The sequence below is a fragment of the Paraburkholderia fungorum genome (assembly GCF_003610895.1).
Classification (GTDB): Bacteria; Pseudomonadota; Gammaproteobacteria; order Burkholderiales; family Burkholderiaceae; genus Paraburkholderia; species Paraburkholderia fungorum_B.
The window spans coordinates 125,896-152,010 of the sequence record NZ_MCAS01000023.1 but is presented as its reverse complement, the minus strand read 5'-3'; the positions used below and the strand labels follow the sequence as shown (position 1 = coordinate 152,010).

Sequence of the window (26,115 nt, the reverse complement as noted above, 5' to 3'; positions counted from 1 at the left end):
CTTTTCCGCAGATGATCCCTGGCGCGCTGTTAGGAGCAGCGGCCGTAGTTGTCGTTGAACCTCACAATGTCGTCTTCACCGAGATAGGTGCCTGACTGGATTTCAATGATTTCGAGCGGCACTTTTCCGGGGTTCTCGAGCCGGTGGCGTGTGCCGATCGGAATGTAAGTCGACTCGTTTTCGCTCAGCAGGAACTGCTCTTCGCCGCGCGTGACGAGCGCCGTACCGCGCACCACGACCCAGTGTTCGGCGCGGTGGTGATGCAGTTGCAGTGAAAGCTTCGCGCCGGGCGTCACGACGATGCGCTTCACCTGGAAGCGTTCGCCGTGGTCGATGGAATCGTAGAAACCCCAGGGGCGGCGCACCTTGCGGTGCGCATCGGCTTCGGGAGCGTGCTGCGCCTTGATGCGCGAGACGAGACCCTTGACGTCCTGCACGTGTGAACGGTCGACCACCAGCACCGCGTCGGCCGTTTCGACCACCACCACATTGGTGGTGCCGACACAGGCAACCAGCCGGCCCTCGGAATGCGCGTAGCTCGACACCGCGCCTTCGAACGTCACGCGGCCGCGTCCGGCATTGCCGTTGGCGTCCTTCTCCATCGCAGCCCAGACGGCGTCCCAGGAACCAAGATCCGACCAGCCGGCGTCGAGCCGCACCACCACGCCGGGGGGCGTTGCGCCGGACACCTGATGGTCCGCATGCTGGGTCACGTCCGCGCCGCTCACGTCAGTGAGACGCTCCATCACCGCGTAGTCGATCGAGTCAGCGGGCGAACTCAGGAAAGCGTCCGTCAGCGGACGGAAATGCGCGCCTTCCGTGCGACCGTTCACAAATGCGCGTTCGCAGGCCGTGTGCATGTCGGGCTGCAGGCGCCTGAGCGTATCGAGCCACACACTGGCCCGCACGACGAAGATCCCGGCGTTCCACCAGTACGTGCCCGCGGCAACATACTGGGTGGCAATTTCTTCAGCGGGTTTCTCGACGAAGCCGTCGATCGCATGGCCACCGTCAGACAATTGAGCACCGATGCGGATGTAGCCAAACCCTGTATCGGGACGCGTGGGCGGCACACCCAGCGTGGCAATCGCACCCCGCTCCGCGTACCGCGCGGCGCATTCCAGCGCGCCTTGCAGCGCGGGCACATCGGCAATCGAATGGTCGGCCGGCATGACGATAAGAATCGCGTCGTTGCCTTCCGCGCACGCGAGCGAGGCCGCGAGCGTCAGCGCCGGCGCCGTATCGCGACGTGCGGGCTCGACGATCAGGCGCGCGGCCATGCCGTTCGCAAGAAGCTGCTCGGCGATCACAAAGCGGTGTTCTTCGCCGCACACGACGATCGGTGACACATCGACGCTCCAGCCGGCGGGAAAACCCTCCATACGGCGTGCGGTCGCCTGCAGCAGCGAGTCGGAACCGACCACGTCGATCAGTTGCTTCGGATAATTTTCACGCGACACCGGCCACAGCCGCGTGCCCGAGCCCCCGGCAAGAATGACCGGGACGATGCGCGCGCAACGCGCTGCGGCGGCCCCGGCATGGGCGACGTCCGGTTTGGCCGGCACGGCGCTTTCAGCTCCCTTAGTCAACATATTCGCATTCCTTATAATTCTGTAAAGCAAACGAAACATTTACTGAGGCACTGCGTAATAGACACGGCTCGCCGGACGCTCACACGCGCCCGGCCGGTTTGCACCGCGCGGGCTATCCGCCGACCATACGGCGGCTTTGAATCCGGAACTCTGTGGGAGAAATTCTCATCCGCTTGCGGAACACCTTCGCGAGGCGGTCACCATTCCCCATACCGGTGCGCCGCGCGATTTTGTCTACCGGCAACTCCGACTCGGTCAGCAGACTGCAGGTCACCGCGAGGCGCTCATGCAGCAGGAAACTCGAGGGCGTGATGCCCATTTCCATCTTGAAGCGGCGCAGGAAGTTGCGCTCGCTCATCGCGGCGAACTGGGCCGCATCGGCAATCGAAATGGACTGCTGGCAATTTTCTTGCAGCCAACGGGCCGCCGCACGCACTTTGTCGCCCGGACTCAGACCGCCGTCCTCGCCAAGCAGCGGCGCGAGGTTCGAGCAGGAGTCCGCGAGCAGGCGCTCGGCCACGGTGCGGGCGGTCGCGCCGCCGAGATCGCGCTTGATCATGGCGAGCGCGCTTCTCATCGATTCAAGGCGGTCGCCCGCATCGCCGTTCTGTTCGCTCTGGCGCGACGAGATCGACTGCGGCTGGTGGAAATCTCCACTCTCCCTGCTGTCCGGCACGTAGGCCGCTTCCAGCAGTGCGCGCCCTTCGGCGATCGGCCGGATCATGCCGGTGTTACGGCGAACGCGCCGTAACCACGCGATCAGGCGCTCGTCGCCGGCTGCGGCGAATGCGCCTTTGCCGCCGGCGACATACAGCGCGTCGAAGCCGCCGTAGTGCCGCGCGTCGAGTCCGTCGGTCCAGACCCGCAGTGCCGATGACGAGGTCACCATGCCGCCGTCCGCCGACAGGAAGGAAACGTCATACAAGCCGCCGCCCGAACCGGACGATGCCAGTTCGTTCGCAGCCTGGAACACCTCGGCAACCACGCCCGCGCCTTGCAGCGAGCAGTCGTTGAACATCAGTATTGCGATGCGACGCGTACCCTTGTTCGGTGCGTGCACCCAGCGCAGCATTGCTGACTCGAGACTCGCGCAGGTCATAGTCATCCTCTCACCAGAAAACGGATCTACTGGATTTACTTTTCAACCTTGAATGCACTGCTCAAAGGCATGCTCTGTGCAGTGCATCATAGCCATCCGCAATCAAGCATTTAGCCGCCATGACCGAAACTGCAGACATGTTGGCGTTTGGATATGGTGGCCGGCCAGTGATTTTCGGAACAATCGCGCCACTGGCTGTTTTTCAATGAATTAAATACCGATTCTGCATATGAATGCATTTACGACCTGCGAATCATAATGCCGATTGGCGCGAATTTTTGTGCGTTGTCACACATACAGTCGCTACTCGAAATGTTCGAGTTGTAATCTGATCCGCCCGCCATTCTGCAGATTTGAAGTGACTTCTTTCCATCACACCGCCAGAATGAGCGTAGCCGCCTTGCATGCACCAGTCATTGCTCTTACCAGATGCCCGAGGGGCTTTCTTCTGACGATATTTTCGGTCGGCAGAGACATGAAAAGCAGTGTTCAATATAAACAATTTTCCCGAGACAAAATTATTTAATTGGTTGTTATTGGATCAGGAGAATATAAACGGAACGATTAATGTTTCAAACGTGAAACACAACAATAAGACAACTTTAGACCGCCCGGCAATAGACGGGCCAATGGCGGATTCTGTCGGATGAGAGGCGGTTGATTTCCGCCATCGAGTTGCGGAAATAGTCTATGCGGTTTGCGCAACAGGTCGCGTCACGAGGTAGCCTTAGGCGGGTCTGACCTGGTGAACTAGCAATCCGGCGACGTTCCATCATAGGAACTCGCCGGAACAGATACGTCGAATCACACGGGGAACACATGTCGAATGTACGCGAATATCAGGCGCTGCGCTCACTCGCGAGAGGCGGTGTCACCCACGGATTGGCGTTGCGCATTGCCGCCTCTGCGGCGGCGTTTATCCTGCTGGGCGGTGTCGCCTCAGCGTGTCGTGCGGCGGGGGCTTCAACCGGTCCTGACAACGCAAGCAACACGGAAGTTAGCATCGACGGCAGAAAGTGGGCACTCTGCGCGGCGGAATACGGCACTTGCCGGTTCAGCGGCACGCGTGAGGTGCTGTACGGCACCGTCGAACAGCATGTCATCAAGACGTTCTCGAACAGCGCCGATTGCAATAACGGTGTGTTCGGCGATCCGGCACCGGGGGCGGAGAAACGCTGTGCGGTAGCGCTCACGGCTGCTAGCGCCAATTCGAGCACAACAGCAAAAAACGCCGCAGCAAGCTCCGCAAGCGGCAGCACCGTGCCGGACCCGGCGGCCACCGCACCCACCGCATTGAAGGCGCCGCCGGGACAAGGCCTGCGCTGCGCTGCGCCTTCCTCGCAAGTACGCGCGGCGGCAAACGGCGACTTGCTGGAAGCGGACACGCCAGGCGACGGCACGCGCCTGTTCGCAATAGACAAACCGTTCGCGCTCGTCTTCACAACACGCCCGGCGCAAAACGACACGCTCAACTGGCAAATCCGCGACAGCTGGAATACCGTGCGCGCCAGCGGCCGCTTCCCCGTTGCGGCGGGCGCCACGTTATCGACCCTCAGTTGCGCGTCGAGTATTGCCGGCTACTTCGCCGTCTCGGCTTCGCTGGAACGCGCACATGGCCAGCTCGAATCGCGTGGCACACGTCCTGCGGGCATCGCCACCTTCGGCGTGCTGCCCGACACCGCCACTGCGTTGCCCGCAGTGCGCTTTCCCTACGAGGACCTGCATCGCTTCGGCGGACAGGGCACCGCCTACCTCGCGCCCGGACAGCACTGCTGCGATGGCGACGGCTACCGGCCGGTCTATACGGCGCTCGGCCTTTCGTGGGCCAACGACAACCGCAACTGGTACACCGAAGAGCCGAAAAGCGCAGGCGCGTTCGACCCCGCGAGCAAGCAGCTGGTCCCCTATTTCCGGCGCGGCGACATCATGCGCCTGATCCAGCTGGACGGGATTCCTCAATGGGCCAGCCCAACCAGCAAGGAGACACATAGCTACGCGCCGACTTCGCTTGCACAAATGAAGGACTACATGGCAAAGGTCGGCGCCGAATCCAACCGCACGCGCATCACGTACTTCCCTCAGCAACGCGACAACTACTATCAGGTCACATGGGAGCCGGACGCCGACGGCGGCCTGCCCTGGCGCGACACCGACGCAAACTTCGTCGCGATGTATAAGGCCGTGTGGGAGGGCATTCATCAGACAGACCCTCACGCCGTCGTGATGGGTCTGACATACGCTTCGGTGCAGGCCAATGTCGAGTGGATGCGTCGTCTCGGTCCGCTCGGCATAGGCCGTTATATGGACGGCATGACCATTCACGGCTACTACGACATCGGCACGACACCGTCGCATCCGCCCGAACGCGTTGCCGACCCAGGCAATCGCGGCACCGTGCAGGGCGCGTTGCCCGCCGCGATGCGGGCGCTGCGTCATGAGATGAGTCAGTATCTGAAACCGGGCGCTCCGCTGTTCGTCACCGAAACCGGTATCAGCTACGACATCGGTGAGGCGTACGGCAAGCACTACCCGGGCCCAAACGTGCTCTATGCGCAAGCCGCGGTTGTGGCGCGCACGCATCTCATCCTGCTGGGCGAGGGTGCGGATATGAGCTATGTGTTCTACCTCGCGGACATGCCGGACGCCGCGCCTGGCTACGGGATTTTCTTCGAACTCGATCATCCGGATGGCGCCTACGGCCCCGTTCGTATCAGCCCGAAACCTGCCGCGCTCGCGGTGGCGGCGATGACGCGGATCATTGACGGCACGGATACGCTCGGGCCGCTCAAGGGCTTGCCGAAAGGGGTTTACGCGTACGCATTCCGCCGGCTCGGCGGCGGCAAGATCGTGACCGCGCTCTGGACGCATGACAACGACGCATGGAACGCTAAAACCGGTTTCAACTCGAGCCAGAGTGCGGATTATCGTTTGCGGGTCGATGCGCCCGGCACATCTGGTGAAGTGACGGTGTTCGACATGATGGGCAACGCATCGAGCTTGCCGTATCGCGACGGCGTCGCGGGTCTCAAGCTGTCGCCAACGCCTATCTATGTGGTCTCCGCCAACGCCGCCGTGTTCAAGGACGCGGTCATGACGCCGGAGGGTTACGTGGCCCGCTAGCTTGTCGACCTGAGTTAGCGCTTCAGCGCTTACTCAGGTCCCATACAGAGTAGTCGACCGGAGTTAGCGCTTTAGCGCTTACTCCGATCCCATACAAAGTTCCCGTGCAAAGCGCGCCTGTTACCCGCTGATTGCATGGCATGACCAGCGCACAAGCTTCGATCGACATGGCTCGCTGTCGCGATGCACCGATACTTCGGCGTGAAGTGACAGTGCAGCGCGCTTTCCGCACACGTAGAATCCAGCCGGGTGTTAGTTCGCATGCCTATCAACGCGCTGGAGCCGGGAGATGAGCGGGCTCGCATGGACAATGCTGGTGCTAGCCGCGATGGCCGGGGCGTTTCTCTTCGCCACGATCGGTGCGCTTCTGGTCGCGTTGCTGCTGGCGGGTGTCTCAAACCGTCTCACCGAACACGATGAGCATCGTCACGACGGCTAATGTCTTCAGGATCGCCTCGCGATCACCCCGCACTCAAACAGCGCCCTACCGGCGCCCCCTTCAGGAGAGCACATGCTGACCGAGCTCGATTTCCTCGACGTGGTGCGTCTGACGCCGCTGGTCGCGATCGATCTGATCGTGAGCGACGCCGAAAACCGCGTGTTGATCGGCCATCGGCGCAATCGCCCTGCACGCAACACCTGGTTCGTGCCCGGCGGGCGCATCCATAAAGACGAAACACTCGACGCCGCGTTCGCACGCATCGCCGAGGCCGAGTTGGGCATCGCCCGGATGGCGCGCTCGACTGCACGCTTCGAAGGCATTTTCGAGCACCACTATCCGGACAACTTTGCCGCCGAGCCCGACGTGTCGACGCACTACATCGTGCTCGCCTACGCGCTGCAGCTCACCAGCACGGTCTCGGTCGGCCGGCTCGACCAGCACAGCGAATATCTCTGGCTTGCGCCCGCGGCGTTGCTCGCGCGCGCCGATGTTCACGAAAACACCAAGGCGTATTTCCGCTAACGGCGAGCTTACCGCTAGCGCCTACGGCCCTGCCGCCGGCGTGCCTCATTGCCGGCGGGCAAAAGTAATGCCAACTGTGAGTTCGCCAACGTGGCGGCTCATGCCGATACAGTATGATCGAGCTCACCGTCAAAGCTCGAATCAACATGCGATCATCGGCAACCAGGTTCGTTCGCGATTCATCCGCTGCATCCCTTGCTTTCCTCGCGCTACTCTTCTTCGTTCTCTTTCCAGTCCCGGCGCGCGCGGCTGATTGCAGCGCCGGCACGCTGGTCACCGTCGTCGCCCACCTCGATGACGATCTGCTCTTCGTCGACCCCGCGATCAGCGAACGGCTCGACGCCGGCTGGTGTATCACCACGGTGCATCTGATCGGCGGCGCCAATGGCGCGAATTTCGCATACGTGCAGACCCGCGAGCGGGCTTCCCGGCTCGCTTATGCGCGCATGGCCGGGGTCCCTGACGAATGGATCGAAACCAATATTCCGATTGCCGGCAAGCTCGTGCATCAGATGGTGCTGAAGGCGAAGCCGCAGGTTCGTCTGCTCGAACTCCGGATGCCCGGCGGAGCGGTACGTGGCGGACGCGTGCCGCTCGGCCTCTTGTGGGAACAGCGCGCTACCGTCTCCACCTACCCGATGAACGCCGACGGTTCCGTGCGTGTGCAATACGACCGGGCCTCGTTGTCGGCCACGCTGAAAGCGATTCTTGCCGGGGCAACGCAGATCTACACGCTCAATCCGGACACCGTGCCGTTTCTGGAGCATCCCGATCACATCTACGCCGCGCGCATTACACGTCACGTCGCCCAGACGCTGGGCAAAAGCGTGCCGATCGTGTACCACGTCACCTATCCGACTGGCGACTGGCCCGCCAACGTTCCGGCCGCTGAAGTGCAACGCAAGCGCGATATTGTCGCCAGCTATTTTTCTATCGACGGCAACGAGTCGTCACATGTATTCGGCGAGTTTCAGTGGGACGGCAATTGGGTCGCGCGCCGCTATGCTTTCGCCGATCGCAGCGACCACCGCGTAGCGGATTTCCAGTCAGGTCCGCTGCAACTCTTCAATGCGGCAACGAACCGCTGTCTGACTTCCGCGGGTAGTGGAGAAGCGCCGACACTTGCCGCGTGCACGGGCTCAGTCACGCAGCAATGGCGCTGGGATCCACTCACCGTCTATCCGGGCAATGCGCAGAACGCCGCGCTCGCCAGCGTCGCGACATCGCAATGCATCGCCGAACGCGACGGCTATCTGATCTCCGAAGCCTGCGATCAATGGGACATGGCGCAGCGCTGGACGCCCTGGGATTTCGGCCTCATCTATACGCCGCTGCGGCACTGTCTCGGCGAAAACGACGGCAAGCTCACCATGCGCGGCTGCACCGCCCTCACCACGCGCTACCGTTGGGCCACCACGCAACACACCCAGGCAACCGATTTACGGCTTTCCACCGCAATGGTCGGCGATATCGCCGGCACCGGCGAGGCATCCGCGGTCTATGTGCAGCGGCAGCACGACGGGCCCGGATTCAACGTCTATGCGGCGTCGCTCGCGAAAGCGTCGCCTCCCGCGCTTTGGTACGCCAGCACGGTGCCGTTCGATCCTCGCGCCACCGCGCCGAGTTGCACGAGCGACACACTGTGCTTCGACAGCGCACGCTTTCTGCTCGGCGATTTCGACGGCAACGGCAAGGCTGACCTGATGGTCATTACCGCGCGCCAGGGCGGCACCGCGTTCTGGCTGCTGCGCAGTACAGGCGGGCGCTTCGAGGCGCCACGTCTGTGGCTCCAGACCAGCAGTGCGTTCCGGCCTGAGCTGACGCAGCAATATGTGGCTGCGGATTTCAACGGAACCGGACGTGCCGGCGTGCTGATCGCGCAAAAGCGAACCGATAGCGGACTCGACCTCTGGCTTGCGTCTTCCACGGGCGCCGGGGGCGCGACGCCAACGCTCATGGCGCAGGCGAAAACCCTGCCGCAAAACGTCAATCTTCTGCCGGTCCTGGTCCCAGGATCACGCGCGTCGCTGGTCGCGCTCGGGCAGGCGAGCGGCCGACTCGCCCTCACGCAGATCGCCAACGAGGGCGGCCATATGACCGTTGGCGAACGCAGACTATTGCCGGCGAATTTCCAGCCCGATTTCGTCAAGGTGACGCTCGGGGCCGTGTACGGCAACGCGAGCAATACCCTGATTCTTTCGACACCGCATTTCGACGGAACAAACGAAGATGCGGTCATCGACATTGCCACGCTCGATACGGCGGACGCGAAGAGCGTCCCTGTCCAGGCGGCGACCTTGCGTGGCATGTCGTGGTCGGATGTCTTTCCGATGTTCGTGCGTGACAAGCACAATGCGGCGCTCGTGCTTTACCGAAGAACCGACGCGATACTCGGCGATTTCTATTTCACCGGCGGCGCACCGGCGTTGACGCGCTATCCGGTAGGCGACGGTTTCGCCCTGGGCGCGGCCCAGGATCTCGGCGAACTGCCGGGGCTGTTTTCGGAGACGGTGCGGATCGACCGCCTGGCGCAGTAATGGACGCAGTAATGGGCGTCGCAATGAGCCCGGCAACGCGCGCCGGTCGATCCCGCACCCTTCAGGCCGATATCTGCATCGGTTGGACGAACTGCCGCGCGACCTTCATGTAGCGGTCCGCCGTGTCATGCAACGTGTATCCCGCCAGTTGCCGGCTTGCACGCGGCGTGTCGAGCGCCTTGAGCAGGGCGCGGCCGTAGGCCTCAGGATCGGCCGTATCGACAAGATTGACGCCGGCAAAGCCACTCGCAAAGACGAACGACGGAATCCGGCTCGCCACGACAGGAATGCCGGAAGCAAGCGCCTCCAGAAAACCGATACTCTGCGCTTCGAATTGCGAAGGCATGGCGAAAACACGCGAGGAGCGCAGGATCGCGGCCACATCCGAGCGCGGCCCGCATACCGTCACGCGACTGTCCAGACCGAGTTGATGAACGAGCGACAGCACCGCCTCGTGATAAGCGACGTCTTCAACGACACCACACAACAGCAGCCGCGCCTCGGGTTCGCTCTGTACGACACGCTCGAACGCGCGAATCGTATGCAACTGACTCTTGCCTTCTATATAGCGGCCTAGCTGAACGATCTGCTTCGCGGGCACGGCAGCATCCGGTGCCGCCGCGCCGCTGTCCTGCGCGAATAGCGACGCATCCACGCCGTTCGGGATCACGACCATCGCCGGATGTTTGCCGATTTCTCTCAGGTAGTCGTCGATATTTTTCTGCGACACGCCGATGATCGCTCTGGCCCGCCGTGACAACAGGCGCTCGGCCTGCTTGAGCGCGCTGTTCTCGAAGTCGTTGACGCCGGAATGCATCACCCAGACGATCGGCGTATGCACGGGCAGAAGGCGCACATAGAGTGCGGCGAGCGTGGCATGAGCCACGATGAAATCGGGGCGAAACTGACGCACCGTGCGATACAGATGCAGCAGTTTGCCCACCCGGCCGTGGTGGACGCTCGGAAACAGGCAGGTAACGCCAGCGGCCTCGAGTTCCGCGCGAATGTCGACGAAATCGTCCTGCTGGGGAAGCAGCGATGCGATGCACACCTCATGGCCGCCGCGCTGATGATGAATCGCGAGCCCCTTTACCAGCACCTCTGCCCCGGAAAGTCGCGGTGCGTGAACCAACTGAAGAATTCTCACGATTTATCTCTCGGGATAACCGCCCTTTTTGCGCAGCGGATGGAGATGCCTACCAGCAAGTACCGGCCCTAAAAAACATCGGCATCTCATCATCGTTTATCTGGCGCGCCCCTTTTTCGGAATGTCGCCGGGTCTTTCGAAAAAACAGCGACAGGTCCGCCGCGAAGCCACTGTCGCGAGGAAACGTTACACCGAAGGCCCAGCACTTTTACGCCATCCCCAAGGCGCAATCGGCTATGCAGTGAGCGCTACCGCCCATTTCCCCGCGGGTGACGCCGATTCGACTATTTAGGCATCCGTTGCAAATCTTTTCGACCCCACTTCTGTATGGCGGATAAAGACTAGTCTCTTCATACGGTTATTTTGATGCGATCAATGCAATTAGTACTGCACCATTATTCATACGTAACGACTCGTTACTTCTTTTAAACATAGTCATGCGTATCGTTGCGGTCGATTCGCCCCATCAGCGGCCTTTCCTTCTTACAGGACAGTAAAAAATTCATCGAGCGGCGCCATCGGCTTAAGGCTCGCGATATGGATTGCGCTGTCCCGCAAGACATTGATTGTTTTCGTCACACCTTCCCGGGCCGTCCGATTCCGCCAGATCCGCCATAGCAGGCGGCGCGGATTCGCACGACGTTAATTTCTGTTCGCTCCGTCTCCCGCCGCGCGTTGCGCGAAGAGGCGCGAATGTTCAGCTCACGCATTGGTTAGAGATTGATGAAATCGCAACTCCTCCTACTCTCGACACTTTCTCTCGCACTCGCAGCTTGCGGAGGCGGCGGCGGTGGCAGCACCGGCACCACCGCAGCGAGCCAGGCCAACGGCAGCACCAGCCCATCCAGCGCACCCAACTTGAGCGCAGCAGGAAACAGCAGCACCGGCGGCACCGCCACGGTGAACGGCGCGGGCACCACGGTCGCGGCACTCAGCTGTGCAGCGCCGGCCGTCTCGGCCGGTTCGGGCAGCGCCACCATTTCCGCCGACACGCCCAGCACCGACGGCACGCGCATCTTTGCCTCCGGCAGCACGTTCCAGCTCGCGTTCACCACCAATGTGCCGAACGCGGACACGCTGAACTGGGCCGTCACGGACACGCTCGGCCGCGTGGCCACGAGCGGCAGCACCGCCGTGCCGAGCGGCTCGAAAACCATCACGCTCAACTGCACCTCGACGCTCGCCGGCTATTTCTCGGCGACAGGCACGCTCGCGCAGAACGGCGGCCAGTTGCCGCAAGCCGGCACGCGTCCGGTCGGCATCGCAACCTTCGGCGTGCTGCCGAACCTGTCGGGCGTCGTGCCTGCCGTCACCTACGCGCATCAGGAACAGCATCGCTTCGGCATGCAGGGCGCGAACGACAATGGCCCTCTGCTCGCCGCGCTCGGCATTTCGTCGACGATCGACGACCGCCAGCTCTCGACCATGGAACCGAACGGACCGAACACGTTCAATCCTTCGGCCAACAATCTCGATCCGTTCTACACGAGCGGCAAGGTGATGCGCCTGATCCGTCTGGACGGCATTCCCGCATGGGCGAGCAGCACCGGCGCGTTCCAGGACGACACCAGCGTGCCGACCAATCTTTCGTACTACCAGAGCTACATGAGCCGCGTCGGCACCGAGTCGAACGCGATTCGCGCAGCGTATTTCCCGACCCAGTCGGCGAACTACTATCAGGTGACGTGGGAGCCCAACCAGTTCTGGACCGACACCGACGCCAACTTCATCGCGCTCTATCAGTCCGTCTATCAAGGCCTCCACGCGACGGATCCGAACGCGGTGGTCATGGGTCCTACCGACGCATTCCCGAGCCTGACCACGACCCGCCTGAAGCGCCTCGCGCCGCTCGGCTTCGGTCAGTACATCGACGCGGTTTCCACGCACGGTTACTACGACGCGGGAACCTCGCCGTCGCATCCGCCGGAGCGCTACGATGCCGACCCGTCGACCGCAGAAGGTTCGCTGCGCGGCCAGATGCGTGATCTGCGCGCGGAAATGGCCACCGACTACCGTCCTGGCATGAAGCTCTTCTCGACGGAAGCCGGCATCAGCTACGACCTCGGCACCTCGTACGGTCCGAACTACCCGACGGCGAACGTGTTGTACGCACAAGCGGCGGTCGCGGCTCGCATGCACATCATTACGCTCGGCGAAGGCGCGGATCAGACCTACGTGTTCTACGGCGCGGACTATCCGGGCGAAGTCGGCTACGGCACGTTCTTCGACCTGAACGACGCGCAAGGCGCGTTTGGCGCGACGAACATCAGCCCGAAACCCGTCGCGATGGCAATCAGCGCGATGACGCACGCGCTCGACGGTACCCATACGCTCGGACCGGTGAACGGCACGCCGACCGGCGTCTACGCCTACGCGTTCCAGCAGGTGGGCAACGGCGCCGTGATCACCGCGCTGTGGACGCACAACAACAGCGTGTGGGACGCAAGCGTCGGCTTCAGTTCGACCTATAGCGTGCCGTATAGCCTCACGGTGGATGCACCGGGCACGAGCGGCACGGTCAAGGTCATCGACATGATGGGCAATGCGTCCAGCGCGAACTACAGCAACGGTACGCTGACGCTCAACCTGACCGAATCGCCGGTGTATGTCGTGTCGAACAACGCGTCGGTCGCCAAGGCCAACACCACGGTTCCGGTGGGATACGCGGGGATCTGACCCGCCAGCGCCACGTCATGCGCCAGTTGTAAGAACGTCAGCCAGCCTTAGGGCCGGCTGACGTTTTTTCTTTCAGACGTGAATGGTGGCAAGAGGCCACGCATTCGCAGAGTTTCAGCTTTCCCCCAGCCGTCCTTCCAGGCCGTTCAACTCCTGCTCGCGCTCCTTCGACACCTTGCCGATCGGCGGCCCGGCAAAGCTCTTGCGCACACCTGCGCCGTACCAGATCGCCAGCAACACCGCGAGCAATCCGACAATCACGTACACCACTTTCTGATTCGGCGGCTGCATGCCGACATAGGCGAGCACGAGTGCGCCGAACACCGCGGCCACCGCGAACGGTTTCGACAGCATGCCTAACTGGAACGGACCCTTTTCCTTCCACGTGCGGCCTTCGGCAAAGATGCCGGAGGCAATCGGCATGGCGTATGAGATGAACAGGAACACCGCGCTACCCGCGCTCAACACCGTGAACGCATCGCCATACAAGGTCACCACGATCGCCAGCACCGCCGAGGTCCAGATCGCGGCGCCCGGTGTGCGGTGTGCCGCATTCACTTTGCGCAGCCACTTCGAACCCGGCAGGCCGCCGTCGCGGGCAAACGCGAACATCATGCGCGAGGTCGACGTGACGGCTGCGAGACCACAGACGTAATTGATAAAAAACATCAGCAGTTCGATCAGAATGCGCAGCGGTCCTGGAATCGGCGCGAGAATCGCTTCGAAGAACCCCGTGCCCTGCTTCACCCCCGCGCCGATATCCGGCATCACCAGCACGAAGGCGCACACCATGACGTAGCCGAAGGTCGTTGACCAGAACACCGAGCCGATAATGCCGCGCGGCACATTACGCGCCGCCTGATGCGTTTCTTCCGAGGTATGCGCCGAGGCGTCGAAGCCCGTGATCGTATAGGCGGTCAGCAGCAGACCGGACAGAAACGCCATGGCGATGGTCTGCTTGGGCCATGCGCCGCCGTCGACGCCCGTGAAGTTGGTGAAGGTATAGAGCCGCGACAGATCGATCTTGACCGGCGAATACACCAGCAGAGAGACCACCAGCATGATCGTCACCACGAAGATCAGGTATCCCGACAGATCCGTGATCTTGCTGGTGATGCGAATGCCGCGATGATTCAGGAACGCTTGCGAAGCGGTGATCGCCGTCAGAAAGAGCGTCTGCTGCCACCAGCCGAGCGAGTCGGGACTCACCCCGAACATCGGCGCGATCAGCGTGCGAAAGAACGGATCATAAGTGCCGTAATTGATCGCGGCGACGACGAACACGAGGCCGAGCAGATTCAGCCACGCCGTGAGCCAGCCCCACATCTTGCCGCCCAGAATCGAACTCCAGTGATAGAGGCCGCCTGCCGTCGGATACGACGACGCGATCTGCGCCATCGCCGCCGCCACCACTAGCGCGAACAGCGAGCCGAGCGGCCAGCCGAGTCCGATCGACGCCCCGCCCGCCGCCGACAAGCCCATCTGGAACGACGTGATGCCGCCCGACAGAATACAGATCAGCGAAAACGACACGGCGAAGTTCGAGAACGCCCCCATGCGCCGGGACAGTTCCTGCGCGTAGCCCATCTTGTGCAACAGCTTGACGTCGTTGTCGGCGGACTCCGCCGACGGCACGGCCGTGTTGATGTCCATGACGCGATCCTTTGAACAGGGTTATGGCGAAGCGGCTAAGCGACGAAGAAGCGTGAGCGCGCGACGCAGGACCGGCTCACGCAGCCGTAAAGCAGTTATCCACGTACAGGTGAGCGCCGTTGACGAAACTGGCGTCGTCGCTGGCGAGAAAGAGCGCGGCGCGCGCGACCTCTTCAGGCGCGCATAGACGGCCCTGCTGCACTGACAGCGCCGCCTCGCTTGCATCGAAGCCATACTTCGCGAGCGCGCTGATTTCACGACGCCCGTGCGGCGTATCGATGAAGCCGGGGCACACCGCATTGCAGCGAATGCCGCGATCGCGATACTCGACGGCAATCGAGCGCGCGAACATCGCGCACGCGCCTTTGGTCGTGCAATACAGCACCTCGAGCGGCGTGGCCGCCACGGACGAAATCGACGCCGTGCACACGATCGAGCCACCGCCTGCGGCGAGCATGTGCGGAAGCACTGCGCGCGTCATCATGAACATGCTTTTTACGTTGACGTTCATGAGCCAGTCGTAGTCTTCGTCGGTAGTATCGACAAACGGCTTCACAACGATGCTGCCCGCGTGGTTGAACAGCACGTCGATGCGTCCGAAGCGCGCCATGACGTTCGCCACGGCGGCGTCCACGGCTTCGCGCTTCGATACGTCGGCGGCCACCAGTTCGGCCGTGCCGCCGGCCGCGCGAATGCGCGTCACGACTTCTTCGCCCGCATCGGTATTGACATCCACCACCGCGACCTGCGCGCCCTCCTGCGCGAACAGCAGCGACGCCGCGCCGCCCGCGCCGGTTGCGCCGCCCGACACGATTGCGATCTTGCCTTCCAGCCTGCCTGCCGATCTGCTCATGCGAGACTCCCGTTCCAGTGCCTGATGCATTGCGTGACGTGTTATGCACAAAGTAGGGGCGGCAAAAAGCGGCGACTATCCAAAATTGGCAAAAAAGTAAAAATCCCGTAAAAATCTGGATTGCTGACAAATGCATTACATCCATGCCTGAATGCTCGCTGCATGCGGCAGCCGCCCTGTTCGTCGTCCTGTGCGGACAGGGGGCGCAAGCCGCGGATGTGCTCTGGGCGGATTACTCCAACACTGCGGCGCAAGTTTTTTTTCGCATACACTGGTCGGCACCACGCTGTCCGGAGAGTGCCAACAGAATCGGGAGAAGCTATGCAGCCGGTCAATCAGACAAGCAGCGCCGTCGAGATCCACTGTTGCCGGAACATCGACGAGCAGGCGATGTTGCTCGACGCGTGGAACCAGAGCTATTGCCAGATTTCGCGCGGCGCCTTCGACGGCTCGGTGAGTTCGTTCGCTGCGGGTGGTGTGCGGGTATTGGTGGAGCGCCTGAACCGCACGGTCTATCAACGCGGCCAGGTCGCGCCATCCAGACTGGCCGTGGGCATTCCATTTCAGCTTGAAGGACATGCGCTGCTGTGCGGGCAGACGAGTCATCGTGACGGCCTGCATGTATTTTCCGGCGACGGCGGGTTTGAGTTTCTATCGCCTGACAAGCACGTGGTGGTGAATCTGGAGATCGAGCCTGAGGCGATTGATGACGAACGGCTGCGTTCGCAGCTCGATGACATTGCGCCGTTGCTGGGTGCGAGGCCTGGTGTATTGAATGTCGATCCGGCCAGATTGCAGGCCTTTCGTGAAGTACTCAAGCGATTGCTCGACGCGGTGGCGGCGACACCGGCTTTGCTCAATAACGCGGGCGTGGCGGCCTCGTTCGAGAAGTCGGTGATATTCGGTCTTGCCGAGACATTGCAGGAGATACGGGATGCCGATCCGCACGGGCATCTCGAGGCGCGGACTGCGCGGAACTGGCAGCTTGTGCGGGGCGTGCGCGAACTGGTGGAGGAGTCGCCGGACTGTCCGCTTTCCGTCGCTGAGTTATGTGCGCGGTTTCGCGCGAGCCGGCGAACGTTGCAGTATGCGTTTGAGGATACGGTTGGGGTGAATCCGTCAGCTTATATACGGGCTGTTCGGCTCGATCATGTGAGGCGGGAATTGCGGGACTCGGGATCGGTTACCGAGGTCGCTACGCGGTGGGGGTTTTGGCATTTTGGGAATTTCTCCAATGAGTATCGGGGGCAGTTTGGGGAGTTGCCGAGTGAGACCTGGCGGAGGAGTAGGAGTGGGTGAAGGTTTTTTTTGCCTGCGCGGCGCTTGGTTGTGCTTTTGTGGTTTTGGCCTTTTCTTGTTCTGGATTCTTCTTTGGTCTTTCCTTTCCTTGATCTGACTTCTTTGGCCTTTCCTTGATTTCTTAGTGGTCTATTAGCGTTGCCCTTGTGCGGGGCGGCACTTATTTTTTGCGCCTTTCCTTGATCTGTTTGTCAGCGGCGTTGGCATTTCCTTGAATTGTTATTGGTTTATTAGCGTTGCCCCTGTGCGGGGCGGCACTTACTTTCTTTGCCGCCGCAAAGAAAGATAAGCAAAGAAAGCGGCTCACACCGCTAGCTCATAAGTGGGTCCCCTGGCTTGGAGAGGGTAGTGGTGCATCTGGAATCCGTGCCCTCGCACGTTCCGCCCTGGTGACACAGCAGTCATACTTCCGGCGGCGCTGCGCGCGCCGAAGCGCGGTTCGAAAACCAACGCGTTTTTCGACACATCGCCGAGACAAAGCCGATGGCCCCCACCGAACTCAACCGAAGCCTCCCGGTTTCCCTGGCAGACCCATCCGCGACGCACGTAGTGCGGAGTGGGAGCGAATGAGTGCTTTGTCACTCGCGCGGAGTGTGCGAGAACACAGATTCCAGATGCACCACTACCACAACTGTGCGGGGGACCCGCTTATGCGCTGGCGGGGTGAGCCGCTTTCTTTGCTTATCTTTCTTTGCGGCGGCAAAGAAAGTAAGTGCCGCCCCGCACAGGGGCAACGCTAATAGACCACTAACAAAACAAGGAAAGGCCAAAGCAGCAGCCGCACAGACAAACCAGACCATTAACAAATCAAGGAAAGGCCAAAGAAAAAACCAGAACAAGAAAACACCAACGCCGTAGGCACAAAGTCAATCAAGCGCCGCGCAGGCAAAAAAAAACCCCAAAAACCATCCACATAAAACCAAAAACCAGCGCACACTATGCCACTGCTCCCTCGCGGAGGGACAAAAGCCTATTGGGGAGCCCATCATGGCAAAAGGTCAAATGCGCAGCAACCGCGAAGTAAAGAAACCGAAGCAGGCCAAGAAGCCTACACCGGCCACGACACCCTCGGGGGCGCCGCCGATCCGCGTAGCACCCACCACCTCGGCAACCCCAAAGAAACACTAAGCAGCACCAGACAAGCAGCAAGCCCGCCCCGCCAGGCGGGCATCAACCACCCGCAAAGCACTACTTCGAAATATCCTCCAACGCGACACCCCGCGTCTTCGGCCCCAGCGTTCCGATGGCCACCATCACCACCACCATCGCGCCCGAGATAAACACAAACACCCCATTCACGCCAAAGCGGCTCAAACATCCCGCAATCACAAACGCGGAAAACATCGCCGATATCCGGCTCCACGAATAAACAAATCCCACCGCCCTCGCCCGAATACTGGTCGGAAAAAGCTCCGCCTGATACGCGTGATAGCTGTACGAAATAATATTGCCCGCCAGCACAAGACACACCCCAAGACTCACCAGCAACACCGTCTCACGCGTCTGGCTGAACAGCAGCCCGCACACCACATTCACCGCCGCCATGCAGATAATCACCGTCTTACGCTCGAAGCGGTCGGCAATCAACATCCCCAGCAACGGCCCAAGCGGCGCGGCAATCGCAATGATGCTCGCGTACATCAAACTCGTCGTGACGGTAATGCCCTGCCTGATCAGCAACGTCGGAATCCAGTTCGCGAAGCCGTAATAACCCATCGTCTGGAACACGTGAAAAATGATCAGCATCAGCGTACGTTTGCGATACGGCGGCACCAGCAGATCGCGAAACGCCGCCCGCGCGCGCACCGGTTCAGGCAATGCCGGTTCGGGCAACGGCCGCCCATATTCCCGTTCGACGCGCGCTTCGAGTCGCTTCATCACCTCGTCGGCTTCCGCGATGCGGCCTTTCTGTGCGAGCCAGCGCGGACTCTCCGGCAAACGCAGACGAATCCACCACACCACGATTGCGCCCACCACGCCGGTCAATACAATCAGACGCCAGCCGTCGAGGCCGAAGTAACGCTGCGGCACCAGCAAATACGATAGAAACGCAACGATCGGCACCGCACAGAAACCGACGGCCTGCGAACACGCCGACGCGCGCCCGCGGATATGCTTCGGTACCAGTTCGGAGATATAAGTACCGATCGTCACGATCTCCACACCGATACCGATCCCCGCAATAAACCGCCAAAGGTTGAGTCCGAACGCCGTGTCCTGGAACGCCATGACGATGTTGGCCGCGGTGTACCACAGCAACGACCACGTGAAGATCGCACGCCGTCCGAAGCGGTCGGCAAGAAAACCACATGCCGCCGTGCCGATGAACAGGCCTGCGAATAGCGCGGCGATAAAACTCGCCACGCCGCTGGTGCCGAACAGACCATGCGTCGTCGCGGTGAGGATGCCGCTGCGCACGAGACCCGGTGCGATGTAGCCGGAGAACATCAGGTCGTACACTTCGAAGAAGAGGCCGAGGCTTAGCAGCATCACCAGTTGCCAGACTGAACGCGTGGCAGGCAAGCGGTCGAGCCGCGCGGAAATACGCGCCCCGTGCAGCGCGATTTCTTCAGCGCGGCCACCCGCCGATGCGCCCGCGCCCGAGGGCAAGCTGCCCAGCGCACCAGCGTCGCCAACCGCTGTCGCATAGACCGTATGATTCGACGATTTCATCGTCTGTCTCCATGAGTTCCGGTCTAACGCCGGATGAGATTGAATGACTATGTTCGAGGCATCAAGCGCAAACAGATAGGGCCGCTATGCTCAGGAACGCACGCAGAGCACCTCGTGAATAGCCGGCTCCCGCGACCTCGCTTGACGCCTTATCGGTCACTACACGTATGCAGCTTTGGACACCGCCTCATGCACGACGCTCACGCAGCTTCTCGCGGCGTTTGCGTCGCGCCGCTGCCGCTCAACGCGGCGATCTGCGCTTCGTCGTAACCCAAACCGCGCAGCACGTCGGCGGTGTGCTCGCCGATCTTCGCAATCGGCTGGCGCGGTTGCAGACGCTCGCCGTCCATCGCAATCGGCAGCAAGGGCATCGCGGTTTCGCTGCCGTCATCGAGTGTCAATCGTGCGAGGCCGCCGCTCTGGTTCAGATGCGGATCGTCGAACAGCTCTTCGGGTTTCGTGATCGACGCGAAGGGGATATGGTCGCGCTCGAACAGCGGCACGAGCGTGGCGCCGTCGAAGCTGCTCAAGGTTTCGCCGAGCGTCTGCAGCAACCATTCGCGCGCCAGCACGCGGTCGTTGTTGGTCGCAAGACGCGGGTCGGCCAGCAGATCGGCACGCCCAAGAATCGCGCACAGCGCGCGCCACTGGCCGTCACCGGTTGCGGCGATGAACATCTGCTCGTCGTTGGCGAGCCTGAACACGTCATACACGGCCCACGCGCTGATGCGCTCGGGCATCGGCGCGGCGGGCACGCCGGTCGCGGCAAACTGCTGCATGTGTTGCGCGGACAGCAGCACGCAGTTTTCGAACAGCGCGCTCTGCACTTCCTTGCCACGTCCGCTCGTATGCCGTTCGTGCAATGCAGCGAGCACGCCGATCGCGCCGAACATGCCACCCATGATGTCGTTGACTGAACTGCCGGCACGCAACGGGCGACCCACCGGTCCGGTCATGTAGGCGAGGCCGGCCATCATCTGCACAACTTCGTCCAGCGCGAGACGGTGTTCGTACGGACCGTTCAGAAAGCCTTTGTGCGACACGTAGATCAGTCTGGGATTGCGCGCACGCAGCGACGCGTAATCGAGACCCAGGCTCGCCATGCGGCCCGGCTTGAAGTTCTCGACGAATACGTCCGCGGTATCGACCAGCTTGTGCAGCGCGGCCAGTCCCGCTTCGCTGTCGAGGTCGAGCGCGACACTCTTCTTGTTGCGATTGAAGGTGCGAAAAAAGCCCGCACCCGTGCCGAGCAAACGCCGCGTACCGTCGCCGCGCGGCGGTTCGACCTTGATGACTTCGGCGCCGAGGTCGCCCAGAATCATCCCGCAGGTCGGCCCCATCACCATATGCGACAACTCCACCACGCGAATGCCCGCAAGCGGTAACGCGCCCTGCTGATCCGGCGAAGAAGCGGGCGCGGAAGAAACTGAAGTCATTGCAGCACCTGTGAGTAATCAGAAGTTTCAAACACGTTGAGCCGCGGCACTGAACTGCTTCGGCAAACCGGCGCGCGCCAGATAGCCGTACAGCGGTTCGCCGGGCAACGCGTCGGCAAGTATGTCGCGCGAGGCGATGAGTCCGGCGAGGTCGATGCCGGTGTCGTAGCCCATGCTGTCGAGCATGAACACCAGGTCTTCGGTGTTCACGTTGCCGGTCGCGCCCGGCGCATGCGGGCAACCGCCGAGACCGGCCAGCGAGGCGTCGAATTCACGGATGCCGTGCTGCAACGCGATCAGCGTATTCGCGAGGCCGAGGCCGCGCGTGTCGTGGAAATGCAGCGAGCGCAGTTTGCTTCCCGCAACCGCTCGCACCAGTTCGATGACTTCGCCGACCTGGCGCGGCGTCGCTTCACCCGTGGTGTCGCCAAGCGCGATGGCATCGGCGCCCGCCTGCAGCGCGGCGCGTGCAATCCCGACGATATCGTCGTAGGGCACCGCGCCTTGCAACGTGCAGCCGAACACCGTCGACAATCCGGCAATCAAGTCCACACGCCGCGCGTTTGCTCCAGCCGCGCTATCGATCAGCTCGCGCATCGCGGCAAACGACTCGATCATCTCAGCGGGCGTCTTGCGGACATTGGCAAGACTGTGCGCCGTACTCACCGAAATCGGCGCGACGATCCGATGCACGCCGGATTCGAGCGCGCGTTGCGCGCCCTTCAGGTTCGGCACCAGGGCTGTCACAATCAGATCGTCATAGGTGAGCGCGTGAGCGATCACTTCCTCGGCATCGGCCATTTGCGGCAGCAGCTTCGCCGGCACGAACGAGGCGACTTCCATATGCCGCACGCCGGCGGCATAGGCCGCGTCGATCCAGCGTCGTTTGAATTCAGTGGGCATCGTGCGCGCGATGCTTTGCAGGCCGTCGCGCATGCCGACTTCGGTCACGACGACGCGCGTCTGAGTGTCACTCATGGTCTTGAATCCCAATCTTGAATCTTGCGTGGAGGGCTGGGAACGAAGCTACTGAGCGACAGGGTGCCCGCGCGCGGCCGCGCGGCAAAGTCTGCGTTGACGACGCTCTCCATCGCCGCTCGCGATGGCGGCAAAGGCATGCGGGACGGGCATGCGCCGTCGCAAAGGGGAAACCCTTAAGGGCTTGTCAGAAGGTGCGGCAAGGGCCGCGCTCAACCCGCGCGCAGCAGATGGTCGAGCAGATGCGACGCCGCCAATGTGAGCGCACTACGGTCGCGCATGCAGATCACGAAGCGCCGCTCGGCCCATGCTTCACGCAACGGCACGGCGACGATGCCGTACTCGTCGGCGGCATGCCGGGGCAACGCCTCGCCCGGCAGGATCGCGACGGCGAGACCCGCCTGGATAAAACGATAGGCGGCGTCGAAGGTCGATACATAGGTTCGATAGTTGAGCTCCCTGCCTTTTTCCACCGCGATGCGCTGCATCAGCGCGTTCACCGACGCGTTCGATGCGAGCCCGAGATGGTCGAATGCCAGGGTCTGCTCAAAACCGATTGCGGCTTCACCAGCCAGCGGATGATCGCGCGGCACGATCAGCGCGAGATGATCGGAGCGATACTGCAGCACGTCGAGATTGCCCATCGGCACCGCGTCGCGGCAAATGCCGAGATCGGCCACGCCCTCTTCCAGACCGCGCACGATCTCGGTGCTGACGCGCTCTTCGACATCGACGCGAATCCGCGGATTAGCCTTCAGAAACACCGACAGCGCTTCAGGCAGAAACTCCACCATCGACGACACATTCGCCAGTATCCGCACATGGCCGCGGGCGCCGGCCGCGTATTCGCTGAGCTCCGCCTGCAATCGTTCGTGGCCGCGCATGATGAGCCGCGCGTGCCTGAGCAGCGCCTCACCGGCGGCGGTGGCGCGCACGCCGCGCTGGCTGCGCGAGAGCAGCGCGACGTCGACCAGCGCTTCGAGATCGGCGAGCCGCTTGCTGACCGCGGACGGCGCAATGAACTCGCGCTCAGCCGCGCGCGCGATCGTGCCTTCCTCGCAGACGGCGATGAACAAGCGCAACGTCACCTGATCGATTTGCCACATGAACGGGCGTGCCCTGAGTGTTTGCAGTGGGAAAATTATGCCCGAGGAAAGCGGCGGGCAGCTTGCCTGGGATTTTCGGTCTGGCTATGCTTGGGGGCGCGCCGGCCTGGCAACTGCCCGCAACGAAGCGCAGCGCGCCCGACCCACCACCGACCAGAACAACGCACAGGGGCTTTCCCATGTCCACCGCCAGTCTCTTCGCCACCTCTGCCGGTGTCGGCCTCGCGATTGCCGCGCCGGTCGGCCCGATGGGCATGCTATGCATTCGCCGCACGCTGACGGGCGGTCCGCGCGCGGGCCTCGCGATCGGCTTCGGTATTGCGACCGGCGACGCCGCTTATGGTCTGATCGCGGCGCTCGGCCTTGTCGGTATTTCGCAGTTCATGCTCGCCTACGACCGGCCCTTGCACCTGGTCGCCGGTCTGTTCCTGCTTTATCTCGGCGTACGCACCTTGCTGCAGAAAGCGCCCGCCGAGGCGGCCAACGGCAACGGCGGCGGCAATGACAGCGGCAAGCTCGCGCAGGTGGGCCGCGCCGGCGCGCTGCGCGCGTACGCAAGTTCGTTGCTGCTCACGCTGACCAATCCGCAAACCGTCATCATGTTCGCCGCGCTGTTCACGACGCTCGCGCCGCGTGGAGCGTTTTCATCGAGCATCGCATTGACCACCGTAGGCGGCGTGTTTTGCGGTTCGATCGCATGGTGGTGTTTTCTTGTGACCGTGGTGTCGCTCGCGCGTCATGCGATCGGCAGTAAGTTGCGCGTGGCGATCGACCGGATTGTCGGATTCACGCTGGCCGCGTTCGGTATCGTCGAAATTCGCCGCGCGCTCTGAGTGGGGTTCAGCGCTTCGTACGCAAGCGCGGCAGTTTTGCGACAATAGCGGCTTCCGGCCTGCCACCGCGAGCCCGTCACCGGGCTTCGCCAACGCTCGAAGGCCCGTGCGCGCCGGCCTTGCCGCCTAACCTGTCCACCCCACCCGACCGTCACCGGTCCGCTCAATGGCTCTTCCCCACATCGATCTGCTGTACTCCGTCTCCGGCCTGTTCGTCGGTTTTCTGGTCGGGCTGACGGGCGTCGGCGGCGGCTCGCTGATGACGCCGATCCTGGTTCTGCTGTTCAAGGTGCACCCGGCCACCGCAGTCGGCACCGATCTGCTGTATGCAGCCGCCACCAAGGCGACCGGCACGCTGGTGCACGGCCTGAAAGGCTCCGTCGACTGGCAGATCACGCTGCGCCTCGCGGCCGGCAGCGTACCGGCTGCAACCATCACCCTGATCCTGCTGCACCGTTACGGCATGGACACGCCAGGCGCGAGCCGGCTGATCCAGATCGTGCTCGGCGTCGCGCTGCTGGTGACCGCCGTGGCGCTCGTCTTCCGCCCGCAACTCGCGGCGCTCGGCGCGCGCCGTCAGCGCGCCCCGAAGCAAGGCCGTACGCTCGCGCTCACCATGCTGACCGGCGCGGTGCTGGGCGTGCTGGTGTCGCTGACGTCGGTGGGCGCGGGCGCCATCGGCGTCACGGTGTTGCTGCTGCTGTATCCGCTGCTGCCGACCACGCGCATCGTCGGCTCCGACATCGCCCATGCGGTGCCGCTCACGCTGCTGGCGGGCGCGGGTCATTGGCTGCTGGGCTCGATCGACTGGTCGATGCTGCTGTCGCTGCTGGTGGGTTCATTGCCGGGCATCGCGATCGGCAGCTATCTGTCGTCGCGCGCGCCGGACGTACTGCTGCGCAACGTGCTCGCCGCTACGCTCACGCTGGTCGGCGTGCGCCTCGTGCTGGCGTGAGGCCGGTATAAAGCGGATATGAAGCGGCGGCCCCGGCGGGCCGCTTCTGCTTCTATTTGAAAAACCGGCAGGTCAGATCGGATTCGAACTGCTTGACCCATTGACCACGGTGGTCTTGATAGGACTGCGCCCAGCCGCCGCGACGAACCGTGACGAGGCGTTCGTGCGCGGCGTCGCCCGGGGCGAGGCGAGCGCTGATGTCGAAATGCGCCGGCGCAAATCCGTGCCGCGCGCACACCAGCTCGAAAGCCGCCCGATCTCCAATAGGCAGATCGGTATAGCGCAAAAGCGTGACTTCCATGGCGTTGGCTCCCGTTTCTTTCCCATCACAGTACGCTTGATGACGCGTCTATTGTGTGTCGCAGCGCACGGAGAAGCCGTTGCGGTGACGGCGTTCAGCCCGGAACGGGTCTGAACCATCATCACCGCTTCAAAAATAACCACCACGGAAAATAAAGCGAAAAAAAGGGCTTCGGGTATTCGCCGAAGCCCTCGCACTGGCATGCATCACAATGGCGCATAACGACAATATCGAATCGCCTGCGCCCTTCAATACAGCTTTGCGCGCCTCCCGGCGCTTCGTGCGCTTGTTGCAAGCCGCTGGTGCCAGGCCGCCTGGTGCGGCCTGCCGATTGCAACTGTCTTACTGCTGAACAACGGTCAGCTTGTTCGACACCGACGTGACGCCGGCGACGCCCTTGGCCACCGTGCCGGCGGAATCGATCTGGCCTTGGTCCGGCACCGAGCCGGTCAAGGTCACCGCGCCGCCACGAGCGCGCACGGCGATGTTCGAAACGTCGATGCCTTGCGCCTTGGCAAGCGCGCTGCGCACCTTGCGGCCCAGCTGGCCATTAGCCTTCTTGGTCGCCTTGGCGCTGGCAGCCGGCGCAGCGGTCGTGCCCGTCGCCGTTGTATCGCTTGCCTGAGCGTACACGTTGCACGCCACCACCATCGCCACGACCGAACCCAGCGTTTTCAGAAAACCGACCGATTTCATAGTTTCTATTCTCCTTAGCTACACATTGGACCGCATATACAAACAGCGGCTTCGTTACGACTACGGGCGGCCATGCAGGACGCGTCAAGGCGCGGCTCAGCGACGGCCGACTATGGCTGCAACACGGTGTGCGAGAGGCAAGAGAGGCCGGCCTCCGTTGGTTACATGCGCGTGCGGCGCATGCAATGCGGTACGGG

20 protein-coding genes are annotated in these 26,115 nt (G+C 62.4%); 8 read left to right on the top strand and 12 right to left on the bottom strand.

Features of this window, described 5'->3' with window-relative positions:
• Nucleotides 1–29: 29 nt before the first annotated feature.
• A complete protein-coding gene (locus tag BCY88_RS21460) occupies nucleotides 30–1,592 on the bottom strand; it encodes a mannose-1-phosphate guanylyltransferase/mannose-6-phosphate isomerase (RefSeq protein WP_120346188.1) in 1,563 nt (520 codons plus the stop codon).
• Nucleotides 1,593–1,704: 112 nt separating this feature from the next.
• Nucleotides 1,705–2,691 carry a helix-turn-helix domain-containing protein gene (locus BCY88_RS21455; RefSeq protein WP_120346187.1) on the bottom strand — a complete coding sequence of 329 codons (987 nt, stop codon included), beginning with the start codon at nucleotides 2,689–2,691 and terminating at the stop codon, nucleotides 1,705–1,707.
• Between the two features lie 819 nt (nucleotides 2,692–3,510).
• Between BCY88_RS21455 and BCY88_RS21450 the strand changes: the two genes are divergently transcribed.
• From BCY88_RS21450 to BCY88_RS21440, 4 genes are all read left to right on the top strand, one after another.
• A complete protein-coding gene (locus BCY88_RS21450) occupies nucleotides 3,511–5,811 on the top strand; it encodes a hypothetical protein (protein WP_120346186.1) in 2,301 nt (766 codons plus the stop codon).
• 289 nt (nucleotides 5,812–6,100) lie between these two features.
• Complete coding sequence (locus BCY88_RS39900) at nucleotides 6,101–6,250, top strand: hypothetical protein (protein ID WP_183081419.1); 150 nt, start codon at nucleotides 6,101–6,103, stop codon at nucleotides 6,248–6,250.
• Between the two features lie 72 nt (nucleotides 6,251–6,322).
• Complete coding sequence (locus BCY88_RS21445) at nucleotides 6,323–6,775, top strand: GDP-mannose mannosyl hydrolase (protein ID WP_120346185.1); 453 nt, start codon at nucleotides 6,323–6,325, stop codon at nucleotides 6,773–6,775.
• A 146-nt stretch (nucleotides 6,776–6,921) separates the two neighbouring features.
• On the top strand, nucleotides 6,922–9,312 hold the full coding sequence (locus BCY88_RS21440) for a PIG-L family deacetylase (RefSeq protein ID WP_120346385.1): 2,391 nt from the start codon (nucleotides 6,922–6,924) through the stop codon (nucleotides 9,310–9,312).
• Between the two features lie 61 nt (nucleotides 9,313–9,373).
• On the opposite strand, the gene BCY88_RS21435 is transcribed toward BCY88_RS21440, so the two are convergent.
• Nucleotides 9,374–10,459 carry a glycosyltransferase family 4 protein gene (locus BCY88_RS21435; RefSeq protein ID WP_120346184.1) on the bottom strand — a complete coding sequence of 362 codons (1,086 nt, stop codon included), beginning with the start codon at nucleotides 10,457–10,459 and terminating at the stop codon, nucleotides 9,374–9,376.
• 713 nt (nucleotides 10,460–11,172) lie between these two features.
• Nucleotides 11,173–11,625: a hypothetical protein gene (locus BCY88_RS40425; RefSeq protein ID WP_259461467.1), complete on the bottom strand. Its 453-nt coding sequence runs from the start codon at nucleotides 11,623–11,625 to the stop codon at nucleotides 11,173–11,175.
• On the opposite strand from BCY88_RS40425, the gene BCY88_RS21430 reads away from it, so the two are divergent.
• Nucleotides 11,594–13,135 carry a glycoside hydrolase family protein gene (locus BCY88_RS21430; protein ID WP_259461466.1) on the top strand — a complete coding sequence of 514 codons (1,542 nt, stop codon included), beginning with the start codon at nucleotides 11,594–11,596 and terminating at the stop codon, nucleotides 13,133–13,135. The genes BCY88_RS40425 and BCY88_RS21430 overlap by 32 nt on opposite strands.
• Nucleotides 13,136–13,249: 114 nt before the next feature.
• On the opposite strand, the gene BCY88_RS21425 is transcribed toward BCY88_RS21430, so the two are convergent.
• Together BCY88_RS21425 and BCY88_RS21420 are read right to left on the bottom strand one after the other, a co-directional pair.
• The gene (locus BCY88_RS21425) at nucleotides 13,250–14,788 is read right to left on the bottom strand and encodes an amino acid permease (protein ID WP_120346182.1); all 1,539 of its coding nucleotides are present in this window, start codon (nucleotides 14,786–14,788) and stop codon (nucleotides 13,250–13,252) included.
• A 76-nt stretch (nucleotides 14,789–14,864) separates the two neighbouring features.
• Nucleotides 14,865–15,641 carry an SDR family NAD(P)-dependent oxidoreductase gene (locus BCY88_RS21420; protein WP_120346181.1) on the bottom strand — a complete coding sequence of 259 codons (777 nt, stop codon included), beginning with the start codon at nucleotides 15,639–15,641 and terminating at the stop codon, nucleotides 14,865–14,867.
• Nucleotides 15,642–16,031: 390 nt separating this feature from the next.
• Here BCY88_RS21420 and BCY88_RS21415 point away from each other — a divergent pair, with 390 nt between their 5' ends.
• Entirely contained in the window at nucleotides 16,032–16,940 is a 909-nt protein-coding gene (locus BCY88_RS21415; protein WP_310796128.1) for a helix-turn-helix domain-containing protein, read from the top strand.
• A 1,188-nt stretch (nucleotides 16,941–18,128) separates the two neighbouring features.
• On the opposite strand, the gene BCY88_RS21410 is transcribed toward BCY88_RS21415, so the two are convergent.
• From BCY88_RS21410 to BCY88_RS21395, 4 genes are all read right to left on the bottom strand, one after another.
• Nucleotides 18,129–19,613 carry an MFS transporter gene (locus BCY88_RS21410; protein WP_120346179.1) on the bottom strand — a complete coding sequence of 495 codons (1,485 nt, stop codon included), beginning with the start codon at nucleotides 19,611–19,613 and terminating at the stop codon, nucleotides 18,129–18,131.
• Between the two features lie 200 nt (nucleotides 19,614–19,813).
• Complete coding sequence (locus BCY88_RS21405) at nucleotides 19,814–21,049, bottom strand: CaiB/BaiF CoA transferase family protein (protein ID WP_120346178.1); 1,236 nt, start codon at nucleotides 21,047–21,049, stop codon at nucleotides 19,814–19,816.
• 27 nt (nucleotides 21,050–21,076) lie between these two features.
• Nucleotides 21,077–22,027 (bottom strand): hydroxymethylglutaryl-CoA lyase, encoded by a 951-nt coding sequence (locus BCY88_RS21400; RefSeq protein ID WP_120346177.1) that lies wholly within the window; start codon nucleotides 22,025–22,027, stop codon nucleotides 21,077–21,079.
• Between the two features lie 212 nt (nucleotides 22,028–22,239).
• On the bottom strand, nucleotides 22,240–23,133 hold the full coding sequence (locus BCY88_RS21395) for a LysR substrate-binding domain-containing protein (protein WP_120346176.1): 894 nt from the start codon (nucleotides 23,131–23,133) through the stop codon (nucleotides 22,240–22,242).
• 179 nt (nucleotides 23,134–23,312) lie between these two features.
• On the opposite strand from BCY88_RS21395, the gene BCY88_RS21390 reads away from it, so the two are divergent.
• On the top strand, nucleotides 23,313–23,966 hold the full coding sequence (locus BCY88_RS21390; protein WP_120346175.1) for a LysE family translocator: 654 nt from the start codon (nucleotides 23,313–23,315) through the stop codon (nucleotides 23,964–23,966).
• Between the two features lie 166 nt (nucleotides 23,967–24,132).
• Nucleotides 24,133–24,921, top strand: coding sequence for a sulfite exporter TauE/SafE family protein (locus BCY88_RS21385; RefSeq protein WP_120346174.1), 789 nt, complete (start codon nucleotides 24,133–24,135; stop codon nucleotides 24,919–24,921).
• A gap of 52 nt (nucleotides 24,922–24,973) precedes the next feature.
• Here the strand turns inward: BCY88_RS21385 and BCY88_RS21380 are convergent, their stop codons facing one another.
• Nucleotides 24,974–25,222, bottom strand: a complete 249-nt coding sequence (locus BCY88_RS21380) for a hypothetical protein (protein ID WP_120346173.1) — start codon at nucleotides 25,220–25,222, stop codon at nucleotides 24,974–24,976.
• Nucleotides 25,223–25,564: 342 nt separating this feature from the next.
• Nucleotides 25,565–25,918, bottom strand: coding sequence for a BON domain-containing protein (locus tag BCY88_RS21375; protein WP_120346172.1), 354 nt, complete (start codon nucleotides 25,916–25,918; stop codon nucleotides 25,565–25,567).
• Nucleotides 25,919–26,115 lie beyond the last annotated feature (197 nt).

Excerpts from the sequence above, each read along its gene's own strand:
- BCY88_RS21440 (WP_120346385.1), top strand. The coding sequence starts at position 6,922 with ATGCGATCATCGGCAACCAGGTTCGTTCGCGATTCATCCGCTGCATCC.
- BCY88_RS21455 (WP_120346187.1), bottom strand. The coding sequence starts at position 2,691 with ATGACCTGCGCGAGTCTCGAGTCAGCAATGCTGCGCTGGGTGCACGCA.
- BCY88_RS21445 (WP_120346185.1), top strand. The coding sequence starts at position 6,323 with ATGCTGACCGAGCTCGATTTCCTCGACGTGGTGCGTCTGACGCCGCTG.
- BCY88_RS21400 (WP_120346177.1), bottom strand. The coding sequence starts at position 22,027 with ATGAGTGACACTCAGACGCGCGTCGTCGTGACCGAAGTCGGCATGCGC.
- BCY88_RS21390 (WP_120346175.1), top strand. The coding sequence starts at position 23,313 with ATGTCCACCGCCAGTCTCTTCGCCACCTCTGCCGGTGTCGGCCTCGCG.
- BCY88_RS21380 (WP_120346173.1), bottom strand. The coding sequence starts at position 25,222 with ATGGAAGTCACGCTTTTGCGCTATACCGATCTGCCTATTGGAGATCGG.
- BCY88_RS21405 (WP_120346178.1), bottom strand. The coding sequence starts at position 21,049 with ATGACTTCAGTTTCTTCCGCGCCCGCTTCTTCGCCGGATCAGCAGGGC.
- BCY88_RS21425 (WP_120346182.1), bottom strand. The coding sequence starts at position 14,788 with ATGGACATCAACACGGCCGTGCCGTCGGCGGAGTCCGCCGACAACGAC.
- BCY88_RS21375 (WP_120346172.1), bottom strand. The coding sequence starts at position 25,918 with ATGAAATCGGTCGGTTTTCTGAAAACGCTGGGTTCGGTCGTGGCGATG.
- BCY88_RS39900 (WP_183081419.1), top strand. The coding sequence starts at position 6,101 with ATGAGCGGGCTCGCATGGACAATGCTGGTGCTAGCCGCGATGGCCGGG.
- BCY88_RS21420 (WP_120346181.1), bottom strand. The coding sequence starts at position 15,641 with ATGAGCAGATCGGCAGGCAGGCTGGAAGGCAAGATCGCAATCGTGTCG.
- BCY88_RS21460 (WP_120346188.1), bottom strand. The coding sequence starts at position 1,592 with ATGTTGACTAAGGGAGCTGAAAGCGCCGTGCCGGCCAAACCGGACGTC.
- BCY88_RS21450 (WP_120346186.1), top strand. The coding sequence starts at position 3,511 with ATGTCGAATGTACGCGAATATCAGGCGCTGCGCTCACTCGCGAGAGGC.
- BCY88_RS21385 (WP_120346174.1), top strand. The coding sequence starts at position 24,133 with ATGGCTCTTCCCCACATCGATCTGCTGTACTCCGTCTCCGGCCTGTTC.
- BCY88_RS21415 (WP_310796128.1), top strand. The coding sequence starts at position 16,032 with ATGTTGCTCGACGCGTGGAACCAGAGCTATTGCCAGATTTCGCGCGGC.
- BCY88_RS21395 (WP_120346176.1), bottom strand. The coding sequence starts at position 23,133 with ATGTGGCAAATCGATCAGGTGACGTTGCGCTTGTTCATCGCCGTCTGC.
- BCY88_RS21410 (WP_120346179.1), bottom strand. The coding sequence starts at position 19,613 with ATGAAATCGTCGAATCATACGGTCTATGCGACAGCGGTTGGCGACGCT.